The following is a 22,489-nucleotide window of genomic DNA, read 5'->3' as shown; positions in this document are numbered from 1 at the left end:
GCCGCTTAGATCTTATTTTTGCATTCTCGTAGAATTTATGTTAATTGTGTATCTTGGCAGGCCAAAATGACAAGGAGGTTGTGGATAATAATTTAACGATATGAAAAGTTGAGACAGTGGAATCCTTGAATAGGAATAAAGTTGGTTGCCCAGTGGTGGCAGCCAGTTGTAAATTAAGGAGCGAACCATGGCACGCCTATATCGTATTGCTAAGAACTTGGCTGGAGAGACTAGACTTCTACCAGCATTTGCTGCAACTCACCAATCCATTCGAGTAAATCTCAAAGCACAAGAAACAAGAACACCGGTTCATAAGCAAAGTGATGTTGAAACTACCCCCACTAAGCCGCTAAGTCATTCGAGCGACTACGCCTTTTTGGGTTCTTCAACAAGGCTTCACTCAGCACATCATAGAAAACGCATAAAAACCACCTATACCGATAACTACAGCGCTGCTTTATCTTTGCCTTATTCATGGCGGGAGCTGCAAAAAGAACATGAAAACGACCAGGCAACACTTAATTTATCCAAACAACTTATTGTCGAGCACGCAAGTCGTCGTGTTGATTTGTTTTTTTACACCATGATTGCCTATTACAACACGGGATTCCATCCAATATTAGGTCACACTGATTTGCAACACGGTAGAGGGCGCTCCTTAGATCGTTTCACGAATTTAACAGAAGCATGCCACAGTAGCCTTACCCCCTCATTACTGGATGAATTTTCTGACGGAACAAATAGAAAACGCTATTCAGGCAGCATACTCACCGGTACTCATTTTATGGAAAGTTTGAATACAACGGTTGAATTACCTCACTTTGTGAATGAATTGGATGATTTACTTGAAGAGTACTGTCGTGGCAAAAGCATCAAAATTCTTAATCAAGTTGCACTTGGTCAAGTAGATCCTATTGCTGGTTTCACGAACTTTCTACAAATGATGCAAGATTCTCTAACAGAACTAAAAAAAAGGGGAGAGCTACAAAGAAAAAATACAGGAGTACGCTTTTTTGACCCTCCAAAGCACCCTATCCGTCTTGATGTTCTGGAGCTTATCCACAAAGGAAGCTTAGGAAAAACCTACTCCCAAGATTCAAAAGTAGCGTCTGACGATTACGTGCAACTGATGTTAAGACTTACACCAACTGAAATAGAACAATGTCACAAGACAAAAGAGATGAAAGCCAAGATATATGCGGAGAAAATCTTGGTAATTCAAAAAGAGATATTGGAATCGAAGAGTGCCTTTGAGCCCATGAAGTTTTCAGCGCAAATGAGGGGAATGTAATATTCAGTAAAGGCAAAATAACTCCCCTATTCTATACCTTATCAGAGAATGCTATGCTAAATTCGATTAGACATTTTAGTAGGGGAGTATAATGACGAAAGTACTGGTTCTGTATTACTCAAGTTATGGCCACGTAGAAACAATGGCTTATGCTGTCGCTGAGGGTGTTCGAGAAGTAGAGGGAGTGGACGTTGACGTTAAACGAGTCGCTGAAACCATGCCTGAAGAAATTGCCAAAAAAGCCGGGGTAAAAATGAATCAAAAGGCTCCAGTAGCAGAGCCTGCTGAGCTTGCAAATTACGATGCAATTATTTTTGGGACTCCAACTCGATTTGGTAACATGTCGGCACAAATGAGAAACTTTCTGGATCAAACCGGTGGTTTATGGGTGCAAGGGAAATTGATTGGTAAAGTGGGTAGCGTATTTGTTTCAACCGGAACGGGCGGTGGGAATGAGACAACCATAACCTCTTTTTGGCATACATTGGCGCATCATGGAATGCTGATTGCGGGAATGCCCTATAGCGAGCAAAGTTTGACGGTTTTGACAGAGATGCGTGGTAGCTCACCTTATGGTGCAGGAACAATAGCTGGTGCTGATGGCAGTCGTACGCCTCTAGAAATAGAGAAAAAATAGCGCGCTCGCAAGGACGCCATGTGGCAGAGATTGCCAAAAAGCTATTCCCCTAGTCCCAGCCAGAGTTTGCTCCATCCCCTTGGAGCTTATCACTCAATGAGAGTATGTGATACAATTTACAACAATTATTGCTGTAGAGATCGATTATGCCAAAAATACTGATGAGTGCTTGCCTTTTAGGGCATAAAGTTAGATATGATGGAGGTGATTGTTTGCAGCAACATGGACGACTACAGGCCCATTTTAAACAAGGTAATATTATTACCCTATGCCCAGAAGTCAGTGGGGGATTATCAACTCCTCGACCGCCTGCAGAAATTCAGGGAGCTAAAACGGGTTTAGACGTGTTAAACCATAATGCTAGAGTACAGGCTAATAATGGCGATGATGTAACTTCAGCTTTTGTTCAAGGTGCTCAAAATGCATTGGCTTTAGTAAAAAAACACAATATTCGCGTTGCAATATTGAAAGCCAAGAGTCCTTCTTGTGGTTCAGGTCTTATTTATGACGGTACTTTTTCAAAAAAATTAATCGATGGCTCAGGTGTAACAGCAGCTTTATTGCAAGAAGAGGGTGTGTTGGTCTTTGATGAACATCAAATTGATGCAGCTCTAGACGCGCATGCAACAATAAGTAATTTTTAGTTCGCTAATTGTTCTTTATCCATTTTTGACTGTCTATAATTTATACGGTTTCGAGATAGACGCTATGTTGAATTGAAATCAGAATTTTCATTGGTTTGGAGCTTCAGCAAAAGTGTCTAATCCGTGTCTATTAATTATAGACAACTGGTTGTAGCTATAGAGTTGTTTTCCGAGAAAATCTTGAGATTAGGTACAGCGTACTAAAACCATTTTTTCTTTTTAAAGAATAAAATCAAGAATACTGCACAGATAATGAGTAGTGAAAGCGCCCAAAAATAGCCATATTTCCATTTTAGTTCTGGAATCCATTCGAAATTCATACCATATATTCCAGTAATTAACGTTAATGGCAAAAAAATAGCGGCATAAGCGGTTAACACGCGCATAGCAGCGCTCATCTTTTGCATCAGTCCATTATCAATTTGCCCTAACAAACTATTAAACACATCTCGTATTGAATCGATCTCATTCACTACCAGATGGCTATGATTCGATAAGTTATACAATGATGTGCGACATTGTTCAGAAATAACAGAAATATTTCTCGATGTAATGCGCATTAGGATTTCTCGAATTGCAATCATATAACGTTTCATTTTCATGACCTGATGTTTTGCTTCGACAACTTCTGAATAGATGTTATTTACATTTTTTCGCACTTCAATATCAAGTTCATCCGTTATTTCTTCATAGTCAAACAAAATGCTTGCGTATTCATTAATAACACCTTCAAAAATTAAAAATAGAATAAAACAAGGGGTTTTTGCATAATGAACAGATTGATGGCAGTTGTTTAAAAACTCGAACAGAACTGGTGAGGGATGGGCTGACGCAGTAAAACAAAAATTAGCGGTAAGGTGAATCAATAAATTACCAAAATCGACTTCATAGTTATCATTGATTTCATGGGAGGTTAAATGCTGTATCTGTAGCGTAAGTGCATCATTGGTATCAATCATATGCGACGTACATTTCTTCTCAGCACCAATTTTTGATACCTGAGTAGGCAGTCGAAGTTTTTCGGATATCTGCTTAAACTCTTTCCGTTTATTTAAATCGCTATGTACCCAGTATATTTTATGCGCTTCTTTACGGTCTATATTCAACTCTTCAAGCGCAATTCTTTTGAAGCTATGGTGTTTTAAGTCAAACTCAATGACTAAAGAATCAAAAGCTTTCATTTTCACTCATGTCCTTATTTTCAAATTCCACAATTTGAATGATCTTTGGAGTCATGACTTAATTTAAGCATACAATAGATTAAATATTATACAAGTTCTTGAGCAACTATTTGCTAGACGAGCTTCTTTGAACTTTAATTTATAGGTAACCTGTAGAGTGGATCATTTTTAAGGGACTATGTAATTATGTTTAAACGTAAAACGATGAAGCTGCTCTTCATTGTCATGATACTGGCGTATTCAACCACGACAGTCGCAATGAGCGTTGAGCTTGTCGATACAAGTCCTAATTCTCCTGCTGTTTTAAATAACGAGGAGGTGCTTTATGTTCGCATTCATTATAAAAGTGAGCAGCCGCTGCGTTTTCAAGCTGTTGGAAGCAGTCTAGGGGATTCACTTTTGCAACATCTAAAGCTAAACCCTTCACAAGCTTATCCAGCAGGAGAAGGTGAAGCAATTGCTTGGGTGTCTTACAGTAAGGTTACAGAAATTGATGCGATAACGGTCACTGTTTACGATGCCAATTGGCAAGCCTTAAAAACCGTTTCACGACCTGTGTCAGCCAATTGGCTTGCAACTCATAACACAGTCAATAATCCAGTAGCTGCATGGGCTAAACGGCTTAATCGAGAGCAGCAAGGCAGTGTAGGGAGAGCACAGGGTTCCTTAAAGGTCTTAGCGAAAGTAAACACATCACCTGGCCAGCGAGCTGATACATACATTGCCTCTCGTACAACAAATGCAGGGGATGAATCATCTATTGACAGCTCTTCGTTGCACAATGTAACACTTTAATGTGTTTGCCCGTTGTAACATAGTAACTCGCAACAGGGTTATTATTTGCATCAAGCACTAGAGCACTATCTTGCCCCTGACTGGTTGGGTCAACTGCTGTTGTCACATTGCCGGCTGTACAGGTCGTATTTCCACAATACAGTATCGACATCGAGTTGCTTGTTCCATAGCTAACAATTGGATTACCTGTTTCACCATCAATTTTGATAGAGGGTTGTATACCAACATTGGGTCCGGTTGCAGGGGAAGCAATGGTATTGCCCGAGCTACAGGCTGCATTACCGCAGTGTATCACTTTTAGTGCGGAATTAGCAGTATCCCAATAGGCAATCACTGGATTACCACTTGGATCCAGAGTAACAGAAGTACTTCGATGATCAGCTGCTTGCGCACCTGGATCAAGAATAGACATAGTATTGTTTGGGCCTGTGCAATTCACATCACCACAATGGAGCAATTTCAATTGGTTTTTGTCGGCGCGAAAAAAGCTAACTACGGGATAACCCAAGCCATCAAGAACTAAAGACACACCTCGAACGTCAGCATTAGCAGGAAATACGGGAAAATCAGGGGAAGCAATGCTATTGTTTGCTGAACAGTTGGCATCACCACAATGGACTACTCTTAACCCTTGATCAGATTGTCCAGCTGAAGCAACTACTGGATTACCAACTGGATCTAGGGCTAAGGATGATGCTCGTCTGGATAAAATATCTGGAGTTGCAACTGGATTTACGCCACTACAATCGGCACTGGTACAATGCATAATTCGCATGACCTGGGCTGAGAAATCATAGAAACTAATGACAGGATTGCCACTTGCATCTATATCAAGGGAAGTATCCCATCCTGCGTTTCCACTGGTGTAGGGGCTGGTGATTGAATTTCCTTGACTGCAAGAGGAATCACCGCAATGCAATAACTTAAGATCTCCATTTGTTTCATCCCAATAACTAACGACAGGTCGACCATTAGAGTCAAGTTTAATTGCGCTATAGCGACCAACATCCGTTGCCATGTCACCAACATAAACTGAGTTTGGACCGCATGTAGGGCTACCACAACGTAAAACATTTAGGTTTGCGTTGCTGCTGTCGTAATAACTAACCACGGGATTGCTGCTGGCATCGAGCTTTAATGAAGTATATAAGCCCACACTACCCGTATTATCAGGTATGCTAATGAGGTTGTTATTGGCACAATTAGCATCACCGCAACGTACAACGTTTAAATTCTGATTTGTTGAATCGTAATAGCTGATGGTCGGTATGTTATTCGCATCTAGAGACAATGATGAGTAATAACCGGCAATGCCGTTACTTGCTATGGAGGCTAGCGAATTCCCCGATGTGCAAAGTGCATTACCGCAATGCAATACTTTTAATTTTCCATTGGTTGCATCCAGATAGCTCACAACAGGCTTTTGGCCACTGTCAAGCATCAATGAGGGATATCGTCCAACATCAGCGCTTGAGTCAACCGTTGTGATCGAATTGCCAGAACTGCATTGGGCATTCCCACAACTTAAAATTTTAAGCGCTGTATTTGTAAAATCAAAGTAAGCAACGACAGGGTTTCCAGCAGAGTTCAATTTAATAGAACTCTGTACTCCATTACTACTACTTAGATCAGGTTTAACGATGCTGTTTCCAGAAGTGCAGGAGGTATTTCCACAATGTAGGATTTTTAGTTTACCGTTGCTTGCATCGTAATAACTGACAACAGGATAATTATTATTATCCACTGTAATTGAGGTATACATCCCAACAGTACCCATAATATCAGGTGTAGCAATGGTATTATTTAGAGAGCAAGCGATATTACCGCAGTGTAATACTTTTAAGGCAGAGTTTGTCTCATCATAATAGCTCACTACAGGTAAACCGGTGTTATCAAGCGCAATTGACGTGTATTTACCAATATTAGTTGCGCCATCAGGAGTAACAATCGAGTTAAACCGGCTACAGGTTCTTGTAAAACAATGTGCAATTTTTAATTTTTGTTCGGAGGCATCGTAATAACTGATGGTCGGATAACCCTGTGAGTCCAATACGATGGAGGTATACTGTCCAGTTACGCCATCGACATCAACAGCAACGACAGTATTCCCAACAGCATGGGTTAGCGATGCAAAGCTTAGAGTGATTAATGAAATAAATACAATTGCAAACTTCAGTGCGTCCTGCTTCATACTCATAGAAACCATCCTGGTACAGTTAAATTTGTTTGAAGAAATCAATACGGAAGAGCTAATATATCACATCATGATAGGGATAACCAAAAGGAGTTAAAGGATGTTAAGGACATTGCTTTTAATGCCGATGTTGTTTTTGCTAATGAGTATTCCCGGAATTGGGAATACTACTGATGTTCAAACATTAGCTTCTGAATGTCATTTAATTTCTAATCATTTGTATGAGCTTAAGACTGACCAATCGAGCGCCTCTTGTACTTATAAACTGAATATGGCTGGTCTTTATACTAAATTGGCGGGTGATAATTTACTCACTAAACACTTGAATGAGGTAAAACAGTACATTCGAGATGCATTGGAGTTTTTACGCTATTCCGAAAAAATGCCTTGTGAAAAGCTGCCTGAGATTACTCAAGTTAAATGGGACCTTGTGACAGTAAATAAGAAGGTGTATGAATTATAAAATAAACGATAAATGAAATCCTAAATAAGGACATGATCATGCTTATAACGACAGGAAGCCACATAGAAGGTAAGGAAATTAAGCAATACTTAGGCATCGTTAGGGGGATTGTCGTCCGATCTCCTACAATCACCCAGGGGCTGTTAGGTGGGTTAAAATCTATAGTTGGGGGAAAAATAGGGGCTTATTCAGAAATGTGCGAACATGCACGGGAAGAGGCCTATCAATTAATGCTTGAACATGCCCAAAAACTGAATGCAAATGGCATCATTGCGATGCGTTATGATACAGGTGAAATTGGGCAAGTAGGCACAGAAGTGTTGTGCTATGGAACAGCGGTAATTATCTGAGCAATATCCATTTGTTAACCCCTTGTTTTTAATCCTAAAAATAAGGGGTTAAACCAGAGCATTACATAAAAAGATTAGGCTCTACTTTATCATGATTAGCCAATTGCGATAAATTAGATAAAGAGTTGTCAATCAAATCGACACACAGTGATTTCTCACCATAATTGGCTGCCAGTTTGGATCTGTATCTTAGGAAGTCTTCTTGCATCGTTTGCAAAGTTGCAGCAATGTATTCAGAGACATAGTCTTGATCATCAAACGGTATACTCCAAGTTTGACGGTTTAAATTTGTCACTAGAGTGCTGGCTGTTTCTGCGTATTTAGTGAGTAGAGAGAAGTACTCTCCTTGTTGTAGAAGACCAAACCCTTTTTCCATGAATTGGCTTATTTGTTTGTCGGCATAAACAGCACCAGAGTTCCAGAATTCATTGTATCGTTCTTCAAAATTGGAGTCTTTAAAATACATAACAACCTCGTAGTTTTAATATCGACCAATTGTATGCAAATAGGCTTCAAAATACAATTATTGGTCATGTTTCGAATAGGTTTAGTCATTGCGTAGGCAATACATCAACCCACAGTGAATTGATAATTAAATGCTAGATTTAATTAAGAGGTGATATGCAAAGCAGCAACCAAGAAGGTCGGTTACTGCTTTACATGATAGCTTGTAGGTATTGGAATTACACTTCTGATAAATTAATGACTACTGCTAAGACCATAACCTTCTGTATCTTCCTCATAAATGTACTCTCCTCTTTCGTCTGAATTTATCGAAAGAGTATTAGCTTTAGGCTGAGTGCAAGCAGAATACCAAGTACTTCCAGTTCGAGTAAGGAAAGCAATCCCTTCAACTAAAAAGTTAATTGGTGTCATTACTGCCAAGCTCACTGCAAGAGTGAAATGGATAGACAAGTCCTTAAGATCTTTAAGGGCTTCTTTAGGCTTGCCGATAAGTAAATTAGCAATGCACTCTAATGCTGAGTTAACGCCACTATAAGCTTCATACAAAGAATTGAATCCTGTTAGACCCATCATAACGAATGGAGATGCCATTTGAGCAAGACATTTGTTGGCATCTTTATAAGGTAAAAAGAATCGAGAAGCACCGAAATAGCTAGCAGATGGAATCATGTTTCTAGTATATTGACCGGCTTGCTCTGCGAATTGTTCAAGATAACTTGGGTTTTCAGCCGATTCTACGCTTTCTACAGGCAAGCTTTTCCTAAACCATGAAGAAACGGTTCTAGTTAACAGTTCAACAGCATTAGTCAACGCATGAATCGGAGCCATTACTGCTAAACAAATCGACATGGTTAAATGGAATCCTGCATCTTTGATAGCATCAAGAGCATCACCGGGTTTTAAAACCAATAAATTTCCTACCGCGCGTAAGGTAGCCCATACAGCTCTTAGCGCATAATAACAAGCAGTTAAACCATTAAAAATTGGATCGATCGCAATTGAGCCAATACCGTCCCAAAATTTACCTGTATTTTCATACTTTTCAGTGAAACGTTTAACCGCAATGTAACTCTTTGTAGGTAAAAGATTGTTATCGGTTACAAAGGTAAACTCTTCTTGATACTTTTCAAGAAATTTAGGTAATGCCATAATTCAACATCCTCAGTTAGTTTTAGTTAATGTCGGGGGCAATGTTACCAGAAAATGAATCAATGTACAATAATAATTCTCACTGGTCTGATGTTGTGCATATGGTGGCGGAGAGTACTTACGAAGCGAGCATGTCGACTCTATCTAGCCTATTCCATTCAGCAGTAACAAGCTTGATTGAAATTAGTGTCGTCTTGGTTTAGGCTTATTCCACCTCGGATTAACGCTCAGATAGTTACCATGAACCAAATCATTAAAAACAAATTCGTTTACACCAGTTTCTTAATTGGAGCAGTTTCATTTCATGCAAGTTTTGCCGCTTCAATTGAAAGGATATTTGAAGTGAATAAACCAGTCGACTTGGTTAATACAACTGGGCTTCCGCTGAAAATGGTTTGTGAAATAAGAGCAAGTTCAACCCAAACACATTACGTGTCCATTTCAATTTTAAATGGAAAAGGGGTATACAACGGCACTAGTTTTAAAAGAGGTGACTTCATGACCTCAGCCTTGACTAATTTACAACAAGTCATCCTCTCAGCTGATGCAGTCACTCAGGCCAGGATTACTAACACAGGGCCTGCAAACTTAAAAGCCATTTGCGAGTATTAAGTTACGGATTTTTAATGACTGTCTGCAACGTCTGAATGGTTTGTGCTGCTGCCTTAGCTCCAATTTGACAGGCTTCAGCTATATTTTTTTCTAGTTGGATGCCATAGAGTATTCCTGCAACAAAGGCATCTCCAGCACCACTCACATCGATCGACTGTTTCACTTCCTCCGCAGCCACGTAAACTTGTTCAGAATTATTGACTAGAACATATCCTAATTGTCCCAGTGTGATAACAACGTTTTGGACACCCCTGTCTTTTAATAGTTTGCCGGCTCTAATGCAGTCATCTATAGATTCAATAGTTATACCCGTTAAGGTGCTTGCCTCTTTACGATCTGGTTTGAGCAAATAAATTGAGCCGAATTGAGCAGGTATTCTCTTCGCCTTTTCCACAGAAACTGGGTCAATACATAATTTTGCCCCTACAGAATTGGCTTTCTTCAAAATTAGGTCAATATGGGAAGACGGTAGGTTTGTATCAAGGAAAATGAGGCTTTGGCTGTTCCAATCATCCCAAGAAGAAGTGATAAATTCGTCATCAATGACATTATAAATATCCATATCAGCAAGGCCTATAAACAATTCACCCTGGTTATTCAATATGGCGTAATACTGAGAAGTTGATTGACCATCAATAATTTTTGAGTACTGGGTATTGACTCCTAAGGATTGCACGTGAGTTAAAAGAGCGAGTCCGTTTGCATCATTTCCTACAAGGCATTGTAAGTAAATATCAGACGTCAATTGGGCAAGATTATGAGCAACATTTCGTGCAACCCCACCAAACGAAATGGTCGAGTGGATTGGATTTGATGTATTTAAAACAAGAGGATTAGGTGACTTTAATTTAAAATCGATATTTGCCCCACCGATACAAATGATTTTGTTTGGCATGGATGTCCGTATTTAGGGTTTTTGAGAATGCTTCACATCATAAAAGGTTGCGTTGGAGTAAGCAACAAGAAGCACAACTTGCAGTATGAGCACTTTTGATTGAAGCAAATACTTACAGGACTTACGAAAAATCCCAAGGTCGAGGCAAAAGAACTGTTTAATGAGGGAGTTTAGATGGACTACATGACCGAATTAAAAAGTTCTTTTAACAAAGAGATTGGGGTTTTTCGTAAGTCCTGACTTATTTCTCGTGGTCAGTGGACTGACCCTCAATGCGGAGGAATCGACTCCTATTATAGTGCTACGACTAATCTTTTCTCTGAAGATCAGTCAGCGTTGGTCTGGCGTTTTCACGAATGGCTTGCCTTAAGCAGCTCCATTCGGCGAAGCACCCGACCTTTGGTATACATGCCCCATTTTTAAAAATCAGTCGATTCCTCAGCCCTCAATGACAAAAGTACCTCAGATATTGTGCGACTCTTGCTACATAAAGCATATTCAAGGAATATTTAGTATTTACAAGGAGCATGATGGACAGCAAGAAGGCGAGCAAAGACACCAAAATGCCCTGGGGGATCTGGGCTCTTGGTTTTGTGAGTCTGCTGGCGGACATTGCTTCAGAAATTATTCATTACACCTATCTAGCAGGTACTCTATTTTGTCTATGTGCATTAATTGGAATAGTCTTCATGCCTAGTGCAGATGATTAACTTAACTCCACTGTGTATAATCGCTCGCAAAACAGATCGCGAGTACTTCAATGAAGCCAGATGAGTTTGAACAGTGAATACAACAAATAAAACTTAAATCAAAAACAGCGGAGATAGAGGGGCGTGTTCTTATGTCCTATTTATAATAGGTGCCGTCTGCAGTGACATTATGGCCAAAGCCACAATCAGCATCAGAGCCATCTTGTTTAACCGTTAACATCCCAGGTTTAACAAAGGTAATGGTGATGGTGCATTCACCAAACTCTGAAGATTGATATACCGCAGTATCTCCCTCAATCTTGGCAACGCCAGATAGTTCCCCAGTATTAGCCAGAAGCTCTCCATTGACTTTATAGGGATAAATGAGCTCAAAAGAGACGTTAATCTTTCCTCCTCCGAGGGCTTTCACTGTTAGGGTGTTGGCCTCATCTTTATAGGGATCAGGAAAATGCATGGTAAATGTACCATTGACTTCTTGTTTTGTAACGCTATCACGATGCGTATCAGCTAAACCAAAACCCGGAAAAAGTAGAGCGAGACTGAATAAAATGCTTCTAATTTTTAGACTATTCATGGCAGTATACCTGTCAGTTGTATTGTATTAAGTTTATCATGAATTATAAAATTGAGGGTGAAGTAATTGGGGACGGACCCCACTGGGGTCCGTCCCCTCAAAGCTCTAGTTAAGACCCCACTGGGGTCCATCCCCTCAATGCTTTTGTTAACACCTACAAACCATGTGGTAAAAAGTATGAATGATACCGATATTAAAATGGAAACGAGCTGGAAAAAGCAATTAGCTGAAGAGTTTGACAAACCCTATATGCAGGAGTTAAAGGATTTTTTAGTGCAAGAAAAGCAAGCTGGAAAAGTGATTTATCCTAAAGGAAGCCTAATATTTAATGCATTTAGCTTAACGCCGTTTGATGAGGTTAAGGTCGTTATTTTAGGCCAAGACCCCTATCATGGACCCAACCAAGCCCATGGGTTGTGTTTTTCTGTAATGCCAGGAGTTAAAGCCCCTCCATCCTTGGTGAATATCTATAAAGAGCTTAAACAAGATCTAAACATCAACCCAGTTAATCATGGTTATTTAGAGCCCTGGGCTAAACAGGGAGTATTGCTTTTAAATACCGTATTAACAGTTGAACAAGGAAAAGCAGGTTCACATCAAGGCAAGGGCTGGGAACATTTTACCGATCAAGTCATTCAAAAGCTAAATACAAGGCAAAAGCCAGTTGTCTTTGTGTTGTGGGGAAATCATGCACAACGTAAGGGACAAATTATTGATGAAAAACGCCATTATGTCTTGAAGTCAGCTCATCCCTCGCCTTTTTCTGCTCACCAAGGATTTTTAGGGAACAAGCATTTTTCAACGATTAATAAAATTTTAGAAAAAGAAGGCATGAAGCCTATTAATTGGCAATTACCAGAAGGATAGTCTAGGGCACTGAATGCAGTGATTTTATGTCCATCACAACTCAATAAAGAAAACAATGATGAATAAAGAAATAAAAACTTCCTGCCCAATTTGTGGCAAAAAGAATACATGGCAAAAGGGAAATCAGTATAAACCATTTTGCTCAGGTCGATGTAAACTCATTGATCTGGGGGAGTGGGCTAATGAGTTACGAAAGCTCCCTGGAAGTCAATCTTCAATAGCCATGAATGATGAAGAGGATGATCATAGGGATGAATTGTAGGACTGCTTGGACTGTTTGGGGACAGACCCTAGTGGGGTCCGTCCCCAAACAGTCCCCCAAGTGCTAAACACTAACCCCAGTCATAATACACCGTACGTTGTGCAATGCATCCCTAGCTAGTTCAATGGCACTATCAAAGCTCTCTGCTTCAGTAACCACTGCACAAAGCAGGTTGTTATAGCCTTCAGGTGGAACGGAGACATACTCTCTAACTGCCCTTAGGACTTTGAACTCTTTGACTCCTGCTAGATCAAGAATTCCTTCCGTATTTAACCAATCAGCGATTGTACCGTTTTCTTTCGCGTAGAGGTTTCGTTCACAAGCAAACTTTAGTTTTGAAGGCATCATTTCAATGGGTTCACCCAAAGCCGTTTGAATACTAAGCTTTACAAGATCAATGCCTGAGGCTAGCGGGACCAAATGGCTTGCAATAAATGAACCAGCCATCCGAGAGTTGATTTCCACTATTTTGGGTCCGTCTGCAGTGATCATGACTTCAACGTGGAATGCACAATCATCAATTCCGACTGCATGAATGGCTTTTTCGACCACGTTGAACACTTGTTGATTCTGTTCTAGGCTTAATGACGCAGGAAAACATTGCATCCATTCTGTAAATCCGGGGCTATCAACAAATTTACTGGTAATGCCAGCGAAATGAATTTTTCCTTGATTGATAATTCCTTCGGCACTTACTTCTTGTCCTTGCATGAATTCTTCAGCAATGTATTCATCTGGATAGAGCCAGAATGGTGTGCGTTGACACTGGATCATTGCCTGGAATTTTTGCTCAAGCTCTTCTTTATTATTGAGTTTAAACACAGCAACACTGGTTGATGCCGCAACAGGCTTAAAGATCATGGGATACCCTATATAATCAGCAGCGATTTGCAAGTCTTCTAATGTTTTAACAAACAAAAACTTGGGGTGAGCAACTTGATTTTTTTGGAGAGCCTCTCTCATTTTGTATTTATGTTTAACAGTAGTTGCAGCAATTAAGGAGCTTCCTGGTAAATTGAATTCCTCTGCAATTGTGGCAACTAGCTCCACGCTTTTATCCAAAATAGTGATTACTCCATGAAACGGGTCGTATTTGCATTCTTTATGAAGTTTGTCTAGCGTATCTGAGAACTTCGTCGTGTCCGCTTGTATAAATTTGTCTATCTGAGGTGCAGCCCAATAGGGTAGCTCAGGCGCAACTAGAAAAATTCGATGGCCTAATTTTTTAGCGGTGTTTATTTTTATTAAATTACTTTCGTCAGAAAGATTGACGAATAGGATAGATTTGGTCATGTTATTTTTTACTCCTTTAAATTAAATATTTACCAAGTTGTATGTAAATCGCTGTTTGGCTTGTTCACATAAAACAATGTAGTAATAAGAGGCAATGGCTAAAATGCCCATTGAGATGAACAAAAACTTGCCTCCAATAAATTGCAGAACTAGTCCCCCTAAAAATGGACCTAAAGCTAAGCCTAATTCCCTAAATGTGAGGGCGCCAAAATACGTTCCACGTAAATGAGCTGGGGCGATATCATCTATAAATTTTGAAGCAAGAGGATAGATGAGTAACTCACCTAAAGTTATGATAATTATTGAAAAATAATAACTTAGCGAAGAGCTACCAGAAAATGCTAATCCTAAGAAACCAAGAGAAAAAATCAGGCATCCATACAATATAGATTTGTTTTTTGGTATCGATTGAGTGACTAAATAAACAGGTGTTTGCCCTATTAAAACAATCAACGCATTAAGTGCAATGGTCATGGCATAGACTTGTGCTCCATTACCTATTTGTTGCGAGATAAATTGTGCAAGAGTGGAATTTATTTGCGAATAGCTTATTGCGAAGAGCAAATTGAATAAAATAAAATTTAGCAGTCGTGTGTCTTTTAAGAGTGCTTTCAGTGAGGCATGGATAGATATGCACTTTTGTTGTCTTTGAATGATGCATCTTTTATTTTGCGTTAATAGAAAGTGTAGGACAACTCCATAGATGAAATAAACAGCCCCACCATAGATAAAGGAGTTAGGGGAAAGAGTCAATCCTAAATAAATTCCTGCTAAGGGACCCAGTACTGCACCAATATTCACTGCGGCATAACGATATTGGTAAATCCGTTCGCGGTTTTGGGGTTGCAATAGATCACTTAAGAGAGCCATTACTGTTGGTTGGAAAAAAGACGAGAATAAGCCAAAGGAAAAGTTAATGATGAGTAACCATACGAGTTGGATGGTTTTTTCCTCAATCTGACAGGCAAAGTAGAAGGCACAAAAAATAAATGCTGTTGCAAATAGGGAGGATGTTAAGAGAGCGATTCGACCATAAACATCGGATAATTGTCCTCCTAAAAACCCGCCAAACATGGAGGAAAAGGGTGCGGCACCAATAACTAAACCACTTAACCATAGAGAATATTTTTTTTTGAGAAGAAATAAAGCCAAAAAAGGCATGCTAATAAATTGTGCTGCGTTGGTGCACATAATCCCTATCAGCAAGCACCAAACAATTTTAGTAATAGGGGCTGTGTTTTCAATATTCATTTAAAACTCCTTTTGCTACAAACAAGCTGAAAAACTCCGTAAATCTAATATTTTTGAGTTTGCGATGGTCATCGTTTCAACTGATTGAAACGATGACTGTGGCTAATTAGTGATACTGCGTTGAGAAATTAATCTTTTTTAAGATTGCTTGAATATGAATATCAATTGTATCGAACAGCTGAAATTCCACATCTTCTTTTGATATGAGCAGAGGTAACTCGGTACATCCGAGAATAATGCTATTCAGAGCATGAATATCCGCAAGCCGATTAATAATTTCTAGAACCTTGGCTCGTGATGATTTCATGACGATCCCTTTGCATAATTCCTCGTAGATTATTCCCTGGAGTATGTCTCTATCCTGTAGATCAGGGGTAATGACCTCTATCCCTTTCTTAGCGAGCTTGCGTTTATAAAAATCAAACTCCATGGTGTATTTGGTGCCAAGAAGACCCACTTTCTTAATTCCTTGATTTCTCACATGGTTTCCTGTTGCATCAATGACATTAATTAATTTCTTATAGGACGATTTTTGCAAACGTTCGACTAATTTATTGGTTGTGTTTGAACAAACCGCAATAACGTCAGATCCTGCTTTGTCCAGTAAGTTGATTTTTTCCTCTAGAAGTCTCAACTCCATAACTTCATTATTGTTTTTCTGAAATTGAAGTATTTCTTCAAAATCAAAACTGTAAAGAATGATTTTCGCAGAATGATTTTTACCTTTTTCTTTATTAATAATTAAATTAAGTCTTTTGTAGTACTCCAAAGTTGAAGCCCAACTAACACCACCAACTAATCCGATGCATTTCATGCTGCACCTCCTAAGCATTTCAGGTGGTTAATGTGGGTTTCTCTAGGACATTTTTTCAAACTATTTTGATAGGTCAATTTAATTAAATCGCTAATGGTCATATTAATTTCCTTGAGCATTTTCGGGAAAAAGCTGGCGCTACTTAGACCTGGTAAGGAGTTTGCTTCCAAAAAATAAATCCTGCCATTGGATACAATAAAATCAAAGCGGCACATGTTCTCAAACATCAAATCGGAAAAGATTTGCTGAGAAATACTGGCTATTATCTCTGTATAACTATTGTATTGAGCAGGGATGATGCGTTCACTTACTCCAATTTTGCTTAATTTTTCTTTTCTACCAAAGAATCCGTCTTTAGTTCTGACCAGAATTAGTGGTAAAACTTCCACTGAATCGGAGTTTTCAATACAACCACAAGAATATTCTTCACCTGCGATGTATTTTTGCACAAGGGCAATCTCATCGTATTTCAATATATCCAAGATCAGCGTTTGAATGGCATGTATTGTTCCATCATTCATTAAAATTCGCTCAGCAAACATACTGGTTCCCAATGAATTGGGTTTAATGACAAGCTCTTGGTTATAAAATGGGGCTAGTTTATCTTCTAAAGAATCAACATCTTGGGCTCGAATAGCAATACAGGGAATGGGCTCTAACTCAGGATACCTTGACTCAATGTATTTAGAACAATGAAATTTACTTTTGCTCAAGCTACAAGATAAAACTGAGCCAAAGGAGCTTTTTATATTGAGGGTTTTGGCAATGCCTTGATAGTGTCCATCTTCACCATAAAGACCATAGAGTAGGGAGAACACAAACTCATCATTTTTCTCAATTTCATGGATTGTTTCACCAATACTTAATCGTTTTCCTTTACTCGAAATATAGAAATCGGGGCCTTTATCAAAATTCACCGTTTTTTTAATCACCTGTCCGGCTTCATTAATATAATAAATATGCTGGTACAAATTTCTATCTGCTTTGAATTTTTGGAGTTCTGAGTAGACACTATGAAACGTTCTTAACGAGAGATCTCGTTCTGCAGAAGTTCCACCAAAGATTAAACTGATTTTTTGTTCCATTTTATTTTCCATAATAGGTTCCTTGTTCATTTTCAATTTTGATTCATTTCATGATTTGGACTTGATGTTTCTAATTCATAAAAACCGCATTGCAAACTTCCTTGCTGGACTTGCTATGAATCGTATTGTTGTCATTCATAAAAATGACTGTTGGTATGTGTGAAGTTGCTTTGATTTCTTCGAGTTGGCAGTAGCTAATGATGATGATTTTATCGCCTTCATTGACTAAGCGAGCTGCTGCACCATTAACACAGATCTGACCCTCACCTTTCTTTCCTTTGATGGCATAGGTTTCAAACCGACTTCCATTGTTGATATTTACAACTTGAACTTTCTCGTTTTCCCTAATTCCACTTTCCAGCAGCAAATTTTCATCTATGGTAATGCTACCTATATAATTCAAATTGGCTTCTGTAATGGTTGCGCGGTGGATTTTAGCTTTTAGCATAGATACTAACATCATTGTCTCCTTGATAATTTCCATAAAATTACTTGCTATCTTCGTAGGATATTGGTTTTTTTCCATGCAATACCTAACGATGGATGCATTAAATCATGGGGCTTTCATTGATAAAATTATTTTTTTTACATGTAAATTTTTAATGGAATAATTGATCCAAATTGAGGAGTTATTGCAGTGCTTAAGTAATAGGAGTTCTTTTTGAGTTGTTTTTAATCTGAACGGATGACTGTAAAGACGAGCATTTGATGGATAGTAAATCAACCTTATTTTGCCTGTTTTGGGTAAAGAAACTATCGGTGATTCTGGGTGATAATGCGATCCAAGTGATTGGAGAATGTTTGAATTTCTTTAGCACTGAGTGAATCTGGGCCTCCTCGAATCATTCCACTTTCTCTGAGGGACTCGTTTAGATTTCGCATGGTTAAAATTTGTTTGATGTTGTTTGCGGAGTAAAGGGTACCTCGTGGGCTAAGAGCAATAGCATGTTTGGCGATAATGAGATCAGCTAGAATAATATCAGCGGTAATCACCAGATCTTGGCGTTCTGCTTTTGAAACGATGTAATTATCAGCACTATCAAAGCCATGTTCAACCAGAACTCTTTTAATAAATGGAGATGCAGGGATAGTCGCTAAGTGATTTGCAACAATAATTACGCTTACAGAGCGTTTTTGAGCGGCACGAAATAAAATTTGTTTAATTGCCTTAGGGCAGGCATCTCCGTCAATCCAGATGTTCATTGGGCTTGTTCCACCTATACTTAAATTAGTGTTAAAGTACTTACAGGACTTACGTAAAACCCCACTAAGTGAGTAGAATGAGACTATTATCTGCGATTGATACAACAGATAGCAAATCTTGTCGTTCCATTCTGGGTTGGAACGACCAGTTAAAGTGGGTGTTAAACTACTCCTATTGTGTTCGATTGAATAGGTTTTTCATGGTGTTGTAATTCATCAGTGATAAAGAGGATGTATCGGACTATATCTGATAGTTTTTGCTCCAAGCAGAGTTTTTTGGGATTCTCTGAGAAAAAAAATCCAAATTCCGATTCATTCTCAGACAGCTTGGCTAACTCTTTGTGAATGTTTGATTTTTTTGCTTGCAATAAGGTCAAGAAACCCCTCAGCATTTCCTCATAGCAAGTAAACATTTCATAATCCAGTGGGGCAGTAATGTTCATGATTAAAACAGAACGCGCCCAAGTGCAATTTTTACATGCGTCTTCCAACAGAGCAATTTTCTCATTAATCATGCATTGGCTCAATCTATTGGTAAGCTGTAGTAAATGCTTTCCATCGGCTTCTAATGCAAGCATTGGATATTTATTTGCTTCCCAAGCGGCTCTTTTATTCTCTGATTTAGTGGTTTTATAAGACTCACAGGTTTTTCTGAATTCCCCTAAAACGCGTTCGTCTGAAAACTGTTTTTTTGGGTTTTTGCCACCTATAAGCCAATAAAGCAAAAATTGATAGGCTGCATTTCCCTGAAGATGTTCGCAATGGGGTATTTTGCGATATGGCTGTGGAGTTGAAATGGCTTTTAATAATTCCTCAAGCTTTTGTTCCTTCCCAGTTAATTGCTCGGAGGAAAAAATATAAATATGTCGCATGCAAGTTGAAAGAACTAAAGGATTCAGCTCAGATTTTAATTTCTCCACAGGACATTTGTCGCTCTCTGGTTTTTGATACTCATAAAGATGAATTACGTGCAAGGATAATATAGTCATAGAATTCTCATCCCTAAAAATCAGGAGTAATCATTTGAGATCAAATGAGTTTAATTTGATCTATCAGGATCTCAAATTAACAAAGTATGGTTTTTATGTCAAAGGAATAAACAAGAGATTAATTCGAAATACTGTGTAGCTAATCGTTTCAACTTATACCTTATGTAAGGCCCCCTCTTTTTCAGATAAAACATGGGGTTGAGGGGGGTAGATTATTATAAGAACATATCATGTATTTTTTTGGCTAATAGTGTGCCATCAGGATCGCCAAGTGTTTTCATGTGACAGAAATCATTGGCCCAATCAGAGCTTCTAATGCGTAGAGGAGGTTTTTTGCTGTTCACGACATCCACTATACAATCAGCTACTTCACTCGACTTTTGATAAATTGAACCTACATGCCCTGATGCTAAACGTTCTTTAGCGCCATGCAGATACTTTTGCAAAATAGGGGTGTATTCGTCAGCTTCGGTTGGTTTAGTGGCTTCGAATTCTGCTAGAAGGTTGTTTGCAAACTCAGATGCGATGCCTCCCGGCTCAACTAAAGTAAATTTAACATTAAAGGTAGGTTGAATGTATGTTGCCATACTTTCTGTATACCCTTCGATGGCAAATTTCGATGCGCAATAAATTTCATTAAGTGGTTGACCTACCAATCCACCTACGGATGAAACGTTAATGATGTGTCCCTGTCTTGCTTTGCGCATATACGGTAAAACAGATTTGACACAACGCACAACCCCCATGAAATTGGTGTTCATGATGCGCTGAATTTCTTCTTCGGTAGCTTGTTCGGTGGTCTTAATAAAACCCATCCCGGCATTATTAATTAAACAATCAATTTTTCCCTGTTCATTGATAATCTCGGACATGCATTTTTCAACACTTAATGTAGATTGAACGTCGAGTTGTTTAATATGAATCGTAACAGCAGCCTCTCTTGCTGCACTAGCTAAAGCGTCTTGTTTCGCTAGATTACGCATGGTTGCATAAACGCAATGCCCCTCTCTTGCTAATTTAATGACTAAACTTAACCCAAGACCCGATGAGGTACCTGTCACAACAATAACTTTTTTCATTTATCATTCCCCTTGAAAGAAACAAATTACTGTATCTCCAATGAAATCCACCTAAGGATTTCAGCATTAGCAGGCTATTGTAGCAAATCGATGCAAATTTAGTTAAAAATTTTTATAAATTCATAGAGTTATTCGCTAAATCAACATTAATGAGTTGTTATCCACATTAGCTGAATTATCCAATAAATCATTATTGCAATTTGAAAACAAAATAATAGAAAGCGAATTAGCACAGCTCTTGGGCGAGTGGAAATTAGATGCACGACAGATTGCGCAATCCTAAGTCCTAAGAATGCATAAGCAGCACAATTTATAACAGCAACATGGTTGCTTACGTACGCAAAAAATACGACACCTAAAAGAATGGGTAAGTTTTCATAACAATTAGCGTGAGCTCTTCCTAAACGATGAGCGAACGTAGGACCATCCTCACACGATGCTTTGAAAGAGCTGACTTTTTGGTGGTATCCATACACCAAAATCAAACGGTTTAACCCAATACCCAATAAAAGAATCAGAGTCCATATAGAAAAACCAAACACCAACCAATACGCAGCATCCATTCAATGTCGCTCCTAATTTTATGAAAAGAAGAATCTTGGTTTGTATTCTATTGGATATAAATTCTTGAAGTCCACTCCTTTATTTAGTGATTACTTAACCATTTAAACCAAATAACAAAACAGGAATATTGTGCAGTGGAGCTCTTTAATCAACCCACTCCACCTAATAAGAGATAAAGGACAGTCTTGGACTGTCCTTTGTAGAACGACTTATTTAGATAAGAACTGGGTAAATTTAGCTTTTAGGTCATTTGAGTACTCTACAAGTTCAGATGCAATTCCATCAAGTTGAGTAGCCAAATCGTTGATAAATTCAAGCCCCTCTTCATCTTGAGCAAGCAATTTATCCAACAGCTCTTTCAGACCTTCTTGATCTTCATCAAAGCCCATGTATTCTGGATTGCTTACAATAAATGCTTCTATAGAAATTCCTTGTTTAAGATTAAAGGATAAAGAGACTCCAGCTTCAGTAGCGAATACGGAGTTTCTTTCGATGTATTCTGGAAGTTTATCGAGATCGATTTTGCCGGAGATTAATGCGGTCATACCTATGTAATTATCTTCATCATCTTTTGATGTAGAAGTTACAACGCTCTTAACGGATGCTGCATCACCATATAAGTCCGTGTATTCTTTTGCTATGTTCTCTATAAACTCAGAGGCATTAGGGATAAGTTGATTCAATTCACTTTGGCTAAGCACTTTTGTTAAATCAAAGCCAATTCCAGCTTTAATGATGGTCGTTGGGGCTGTTCCATCACCATAGTTATAGCTTAAATTATCTAGTTTTAATTCAAATATATTTTGTGAACCGATTTTTTTATAGTATGCATTTAAAGCGACGCTATTAGCCCGCTCCTTATCCACTTCAATATTGCTGAATGTTAATTTGGCTTCGGTTAAGTTATTTTCAAATTGGGCGAGAATTTTCTTAACTTCTAAGTTTAGTTGGTCAAGAGAATTATCGTTAGCATAAGCACTAGTGATAATACTGAAGCATAATCCAATTGCGAGCATGATCTTTTTCATACAAATCTCCTAAAGATAAAACGAGGCGCTATGCTGTCATTTTTTCCAGTGGAAGGCAAGGTTAGATTTATTGCTAAAAAGGAATATCCTTAGA

Annotated in this window: 26 protein-coding genes; 10 read left to right on the top strand and 16 right to left on the bottom strand. The window is 38.7% G+C overall.

Features of this window, described 5'->3' with window-relative positions; all coding sequences use genetic code 11:
* The first annotated feature begins 187 nt into the window (after positions 1–187).
* The 3 genes from Lwal_RS07545 to Lwal_RS07535 all read left to right on the top strand — a co-directional run bounded on the left by Lwal_RS07545 (position 188) and on the right by Lwal_RS07535 (position 2,572).
* Positions 188–1,291 carry a hypothetical protein gene (locus Lwal_RS07545; protein ID WP_058480201.1) on the top strand — a complete coding sequence of 368 codons (1,104 nt, stop codon included), beginning with the start codon at positions 188–190 and terminating at the stop codon, positions 1,289–1,291.
* Between the two features lie 91 nt (positions 1,292–1,382).
* Entirely contained in the window at positions 1,383–1,928 is a 546-nt protein-coding gene (gene wrbA / locus Lwal_RS07540) for an NAD(P)H:quinone oxidoreductase (protein WP_331712950.1), read from the top strand.
* 146 nt (positions 1,929–2,074) lie between these two features.
* Complete coding sequence (locus Lwal_RS07535) at positions 2,075–2,572, top strand: 2-thiouracil desulfurase family protein (RefSeq protein WP_058480200.1); 498 nt, start codon at positions 2,075–2,077, stop codon at positions 2,570–2,572.
* 200 nt (positions 2,573–2,772) lie between these two features.
* On the opposite strand, the gene Lwal_RS07530 is transcribed toward Lwal_RS07535, so the two are convergent.
* Positions 2,773–3,753, bottom strand: a complete 981-nt coding sequence (locus tag Lwal_RS07530; RefSeq protein ID WP_058480199.1) for a magnesium transporter CorA family protein — start codon at positions 3,751–3,753, stop codon at positions 2,773–2,775.
* 186 nt (positions 3,754–3,939) lie between these two features.
* On the opposite strand from Lwal_RS07530, the gene Lwal_RS07525 reads away from it, so the two are divergent.
* Positions 3,940–4,548: a hypothetical protein gene (locus tag Lwal_RS07525; RefSeq protein ID WP_058480198.1), complete on the top strand. Its 609-nt coding sequence runs from the start codon at positions 3,940–3,942 to the stop codon at positions 4,546–4,548.
* On the opposite strand, the gene Lwal_RS07520 is transcribed toward Lwal_RS07525, so the two are convergent.
* Positions 4,511–6,745: a hypothetical protein gene (locus tag Lwal_RS07520; RefSeq protein WP_058480197.1), complete on the bottom strand. Its 2,235-nt coding sequence runs from the start codon at positions 6,743–6,745 to the stop codon at positions 4,511–4,513. The genes Lwal_RS07525 and Lwal_RS07520 overlap by 38 nt on opposite strands.
* Positions 6,746–6,842: 97 nt before the next feature.
* On the opposite strand from Lwal_RS07520, the gene Lwal_RS07515 reads away from it, so the two are divergent.
* Both Lwal_RS07515 and Lwal_RS07510 read left to right on the top strand, forming a co-directional pair.
* Positions 6,843–7,205, top strand: coding sequence for a hypothetical protein (locus Lwal_RS07515; RefSeq protein ID WP_058480196.1), 363 nt, complete (start codon positions 6,843–6,845; stop codon positions 7,203–7,205).
* A gap of 32 nt (positions 7,206–7,237) precedes the next feature.
* On the top strand, positions 7,238–7,555 hold the full coding sequence (locus Lwal_RS07510; RefSeq protein WP_058480195.1) for a YbjQ family protein: 318 nt from the start codon (positions 7,238–7,240) through the stop codon (positions 7,553–7,555).
* Between the two features lie 61 nt (positions 7,556–7,616).
* Here the strand turns inward: Lwal_RS07510 and Lwal_RS07505 are convergent, their stop codons facing one another.
* Positions 7,617–8,021: a hypothetical protein gene (locus Lwal_RS07505; protein WP_058480194.1), complete on the bottom strand. Its 405-nt coding sequence runs from the start codon at positions 8,019–8,021 to the stop codon at positions 7,617–7,619.
* Between the two features lie 233 nt (positions 8,022–8,254).
* Positions 8,255–9,169 (bottom strand): hypothetical protein, encoded by a 915-nt coding sequence (locus tag Lwal_RS07500; protein ID WP_065235656.1) that lies wholly within the window; start codon positions 9,167–9,169, stop codon positions 8,255–8,257.
* Positions 9,170–9,409: 240 nt separating this feature from the next.
* Between Lwal_RS07500 and Lwal_RS07495 the strand changes: the two genes are divergently transcribed.
* Positions 9,410–9,781 (top strand): hypothetical protein, encoded by a 372-nt coding sequence (locus Lwal_RS07495; RefSeq protein WP_058480193.1) that lies wholly within the window; start codon positions 9,410–9,412, stop codon positions 9,779–9,781.
* A gap of 1 nt (position 9,782) precedes the next feature.
* On the opposite strand, the gene Lwal_RS07490 is transcribed toward Lwal_RS07495, so the two are convergent.
* Positions 9,783–10,676, bottom strand: coding sequence for a carbohydrate kinase family protein (locus Lwal_RS07490; protein WP_058480192.1), 894 nt, complete (start codon positions 10,674–10,676; stop codon positions 9,783–9,785).
* Between the two features lie 530 nt (positions 10,677–11,206).
* Between Lwal_RS07490 and Lwal_RS07485 the strand changes: the two genes are divergently transcribed.
* The gene (locus Lwal_RS07485; protein WP_058480191.1) at positions 11,207–11,386 is read left to right on the top strand and encodes a hypothetical protein; all 180 of its coding nucleotides are present in this window, start codon (positions 11,207–11,209) and stop codon (positions 11,384–11,386) included.
* A gap of 136 nt (positions 11,387–11,522) precedes the next feature.
* On the opposite strand, the gene Lwal_RS07480 is transcribed toward Lwal_RS07485, so the two are convergent.
* The gene (locus Lwal_RS07480; RefSeq protein WP_231951009.1) at positions 11,523–11,960 is read right to left on the bottom strand and encodes a hypothetical protein; all 438 of its coding nucleotides are present in this window, start codon (positions 11,958–11,960) and stop codon (positions 11,523–11,525) included.
* A gap of 177 nt (positions 11,961–12,137) precedes the next feature.
* Between Lwal_RS07480 and ung the strand changes: the two genes are divergently transcribed.
* Together ung and Lwal_RS07470 are read left to right on the top strand one after the other, a co-directional pair.
* Positions 12,138–12,827, top strand: a complete 690-nt coding sequence (gene ung, locus Lwal_RS07475) for a uracil-DNA glycosylase (RefSeq protein ID WP_058480226.1) — start codon at positions 12,138–12,140, stop codon at positions 12,825–12,827.
* Positions 12,828–12,885: 58 nt separating this feature from the next.
* On the top strand, positions 12,886–13,089 hold the full coding sequence (locus tag Lwal_RS07470) for a DNA gyrase inhibitor YacG (protein WP_058480190.1): 204 nt from the start codon (positions 12,886–12,888) through the stop codon (positions 13,087–13,089).
* 63 nt (positions 13,090–13,152) lie between these two features.
* On the opposite strand, the gene Lwal_RS07465 is transcribed toward Lwal_RS07470, so the two are convergent.
* The 10 genes from Lwal_RS07465 to Lwal_RS07420 all read right to left on the bottom strand — a co-directional run bounded on the left by Lwal_RS07465 (position 13,153) and on the right by Lwal_RS07420 (position 22,395).
* Complete coding sequence (locus Lwal_RS07465; protein WP_058480189.1) at positions 13,153–14,382, bottom strand: ATP-grasp domain-containing protein; 1,230 nt, start codon at positions 14,380–14,382, stop codon at positions 13,153–13,155.
* Positions 14,383–14,403: 21 nt separating this feature from the next.
* On the bottom strand, positions 14,404–15,633 hold the full coding sequence (locus Lwal_RS07460; RefSeq protein ID WP_058480188.1) for an MFS transporter: 1,230 nt from the start codon (positions 15,631–15,633) through the stop codon (positions 14,404–14,406).
* A gap of 106 nt (positions 15,634–15,739) precedes the next feature.
* Positions 15,740–16,447, bottom strand: coding sequence for an aspartate/glutamate racemase family protein (locus Lwal_RS07455; protein ID WP_058480187.1), 708 nt, complete (start codon positions 16,445–16,447; stop codon positions 15,740–15,742).
* Entirely contained in the window at positions 16,444–17,544 is a 1,101-nt protein-coding gene (locus Lwal_RS07450; RefSeq protein ID WP_058480186.1) for a D-alanine--D-alanine ligase family protein, read from the bottom strand. Before Lwal_RS07450 ends, Lwal_RS07455 begins: the two co-directional genes overlap by 4 nt.
* 58 nt (positions 17,545–17,602) lie before the next feature.
* Positions 17,603–17,992 (bottom strand): aspartate 1-decarboxylase, encoded by a 390-nt coding sequence (gene panD, locus Lwal_RS07445; RefSeq protein WP_058480185.1) that lies wholly within the window; start codon positions 17,990–17,992, stop codon positions 17,603–17,605.
* A 293-nt stretch (positions 17,993–18,285) separates the two neighbouring features.
* A complete protein-coding gene (locus Lwal_RS07440; RefSeq protein ID WP_058480184.1) occupies positions 18,286–18,735 on the bottom strand; it encodes a YaiI/YqxD family protein in 450 nt (149 codons plus the stop codon).
* A gap of 161 nt (positions 18,736–18,896) precedes the next feature.
* Positions 18,897–19,724 (bottom strand): hypothetical protein, encoded by an 828-nt coding sequence (locus Lwal_RS07435; RefSeq protein ID WP_058480183.1) that lies wholly within the window; start codon positions 19,722–19,724, stop codon positions 18,897–18,899.
* Between the two features lie 215 nt (positions 19,725–19,939).
* On the bottom strand, positions 19,940–20,803 hold the full coding sequence (locus tag Lwal_RS07430; RefSeq protein ID WP_058480182.1) for an SDR family oxidoreductase: 864 nt from the start codon (positions 20,801–20,803) through the stop codon (positions 19,940–19,942).
* A gap of 146 nt (positions 20,804–20,949) precedes the next feature.
* Positions 20,950–21,366, bottom strand: a complete 417-nt coding sequence (locus tag Lwal_RS07425) for an MAPEG family protein (RefSeq protein WP_058480181.1) — start codon at positions 21,364–21,366, stop codon at positions 20,950–20,952.
* 210 nt (positions 21,367–21,576) lie between these two features.
* Positions 21,577–22,395 (bottom strand): hypothetical protein, encoded by an 819-nt coding sequence (locus Lwal_RS07420; protein WP_058480180.1) that lies wholly within the window; start codon positions 22,393–22,395, stop codon positions 21,577–21,579.
* Positions 22,396–22,489 lie beyond the last annotated feature (94 nt).

The sequence above is a fragment of the Legionella waltersii genome (assembly GCF_001468085.1).
Lineage (GTDB): Bacteria > Pseudomonadota > Gammaproteobacteria > Legionellales > Legionellaceae > Legionella > Legionella waltersii.
Note: the sequence above shows the minus strand (reverse complement) of the source record. Positions and strands in the feature narration are given on the sequence as shown.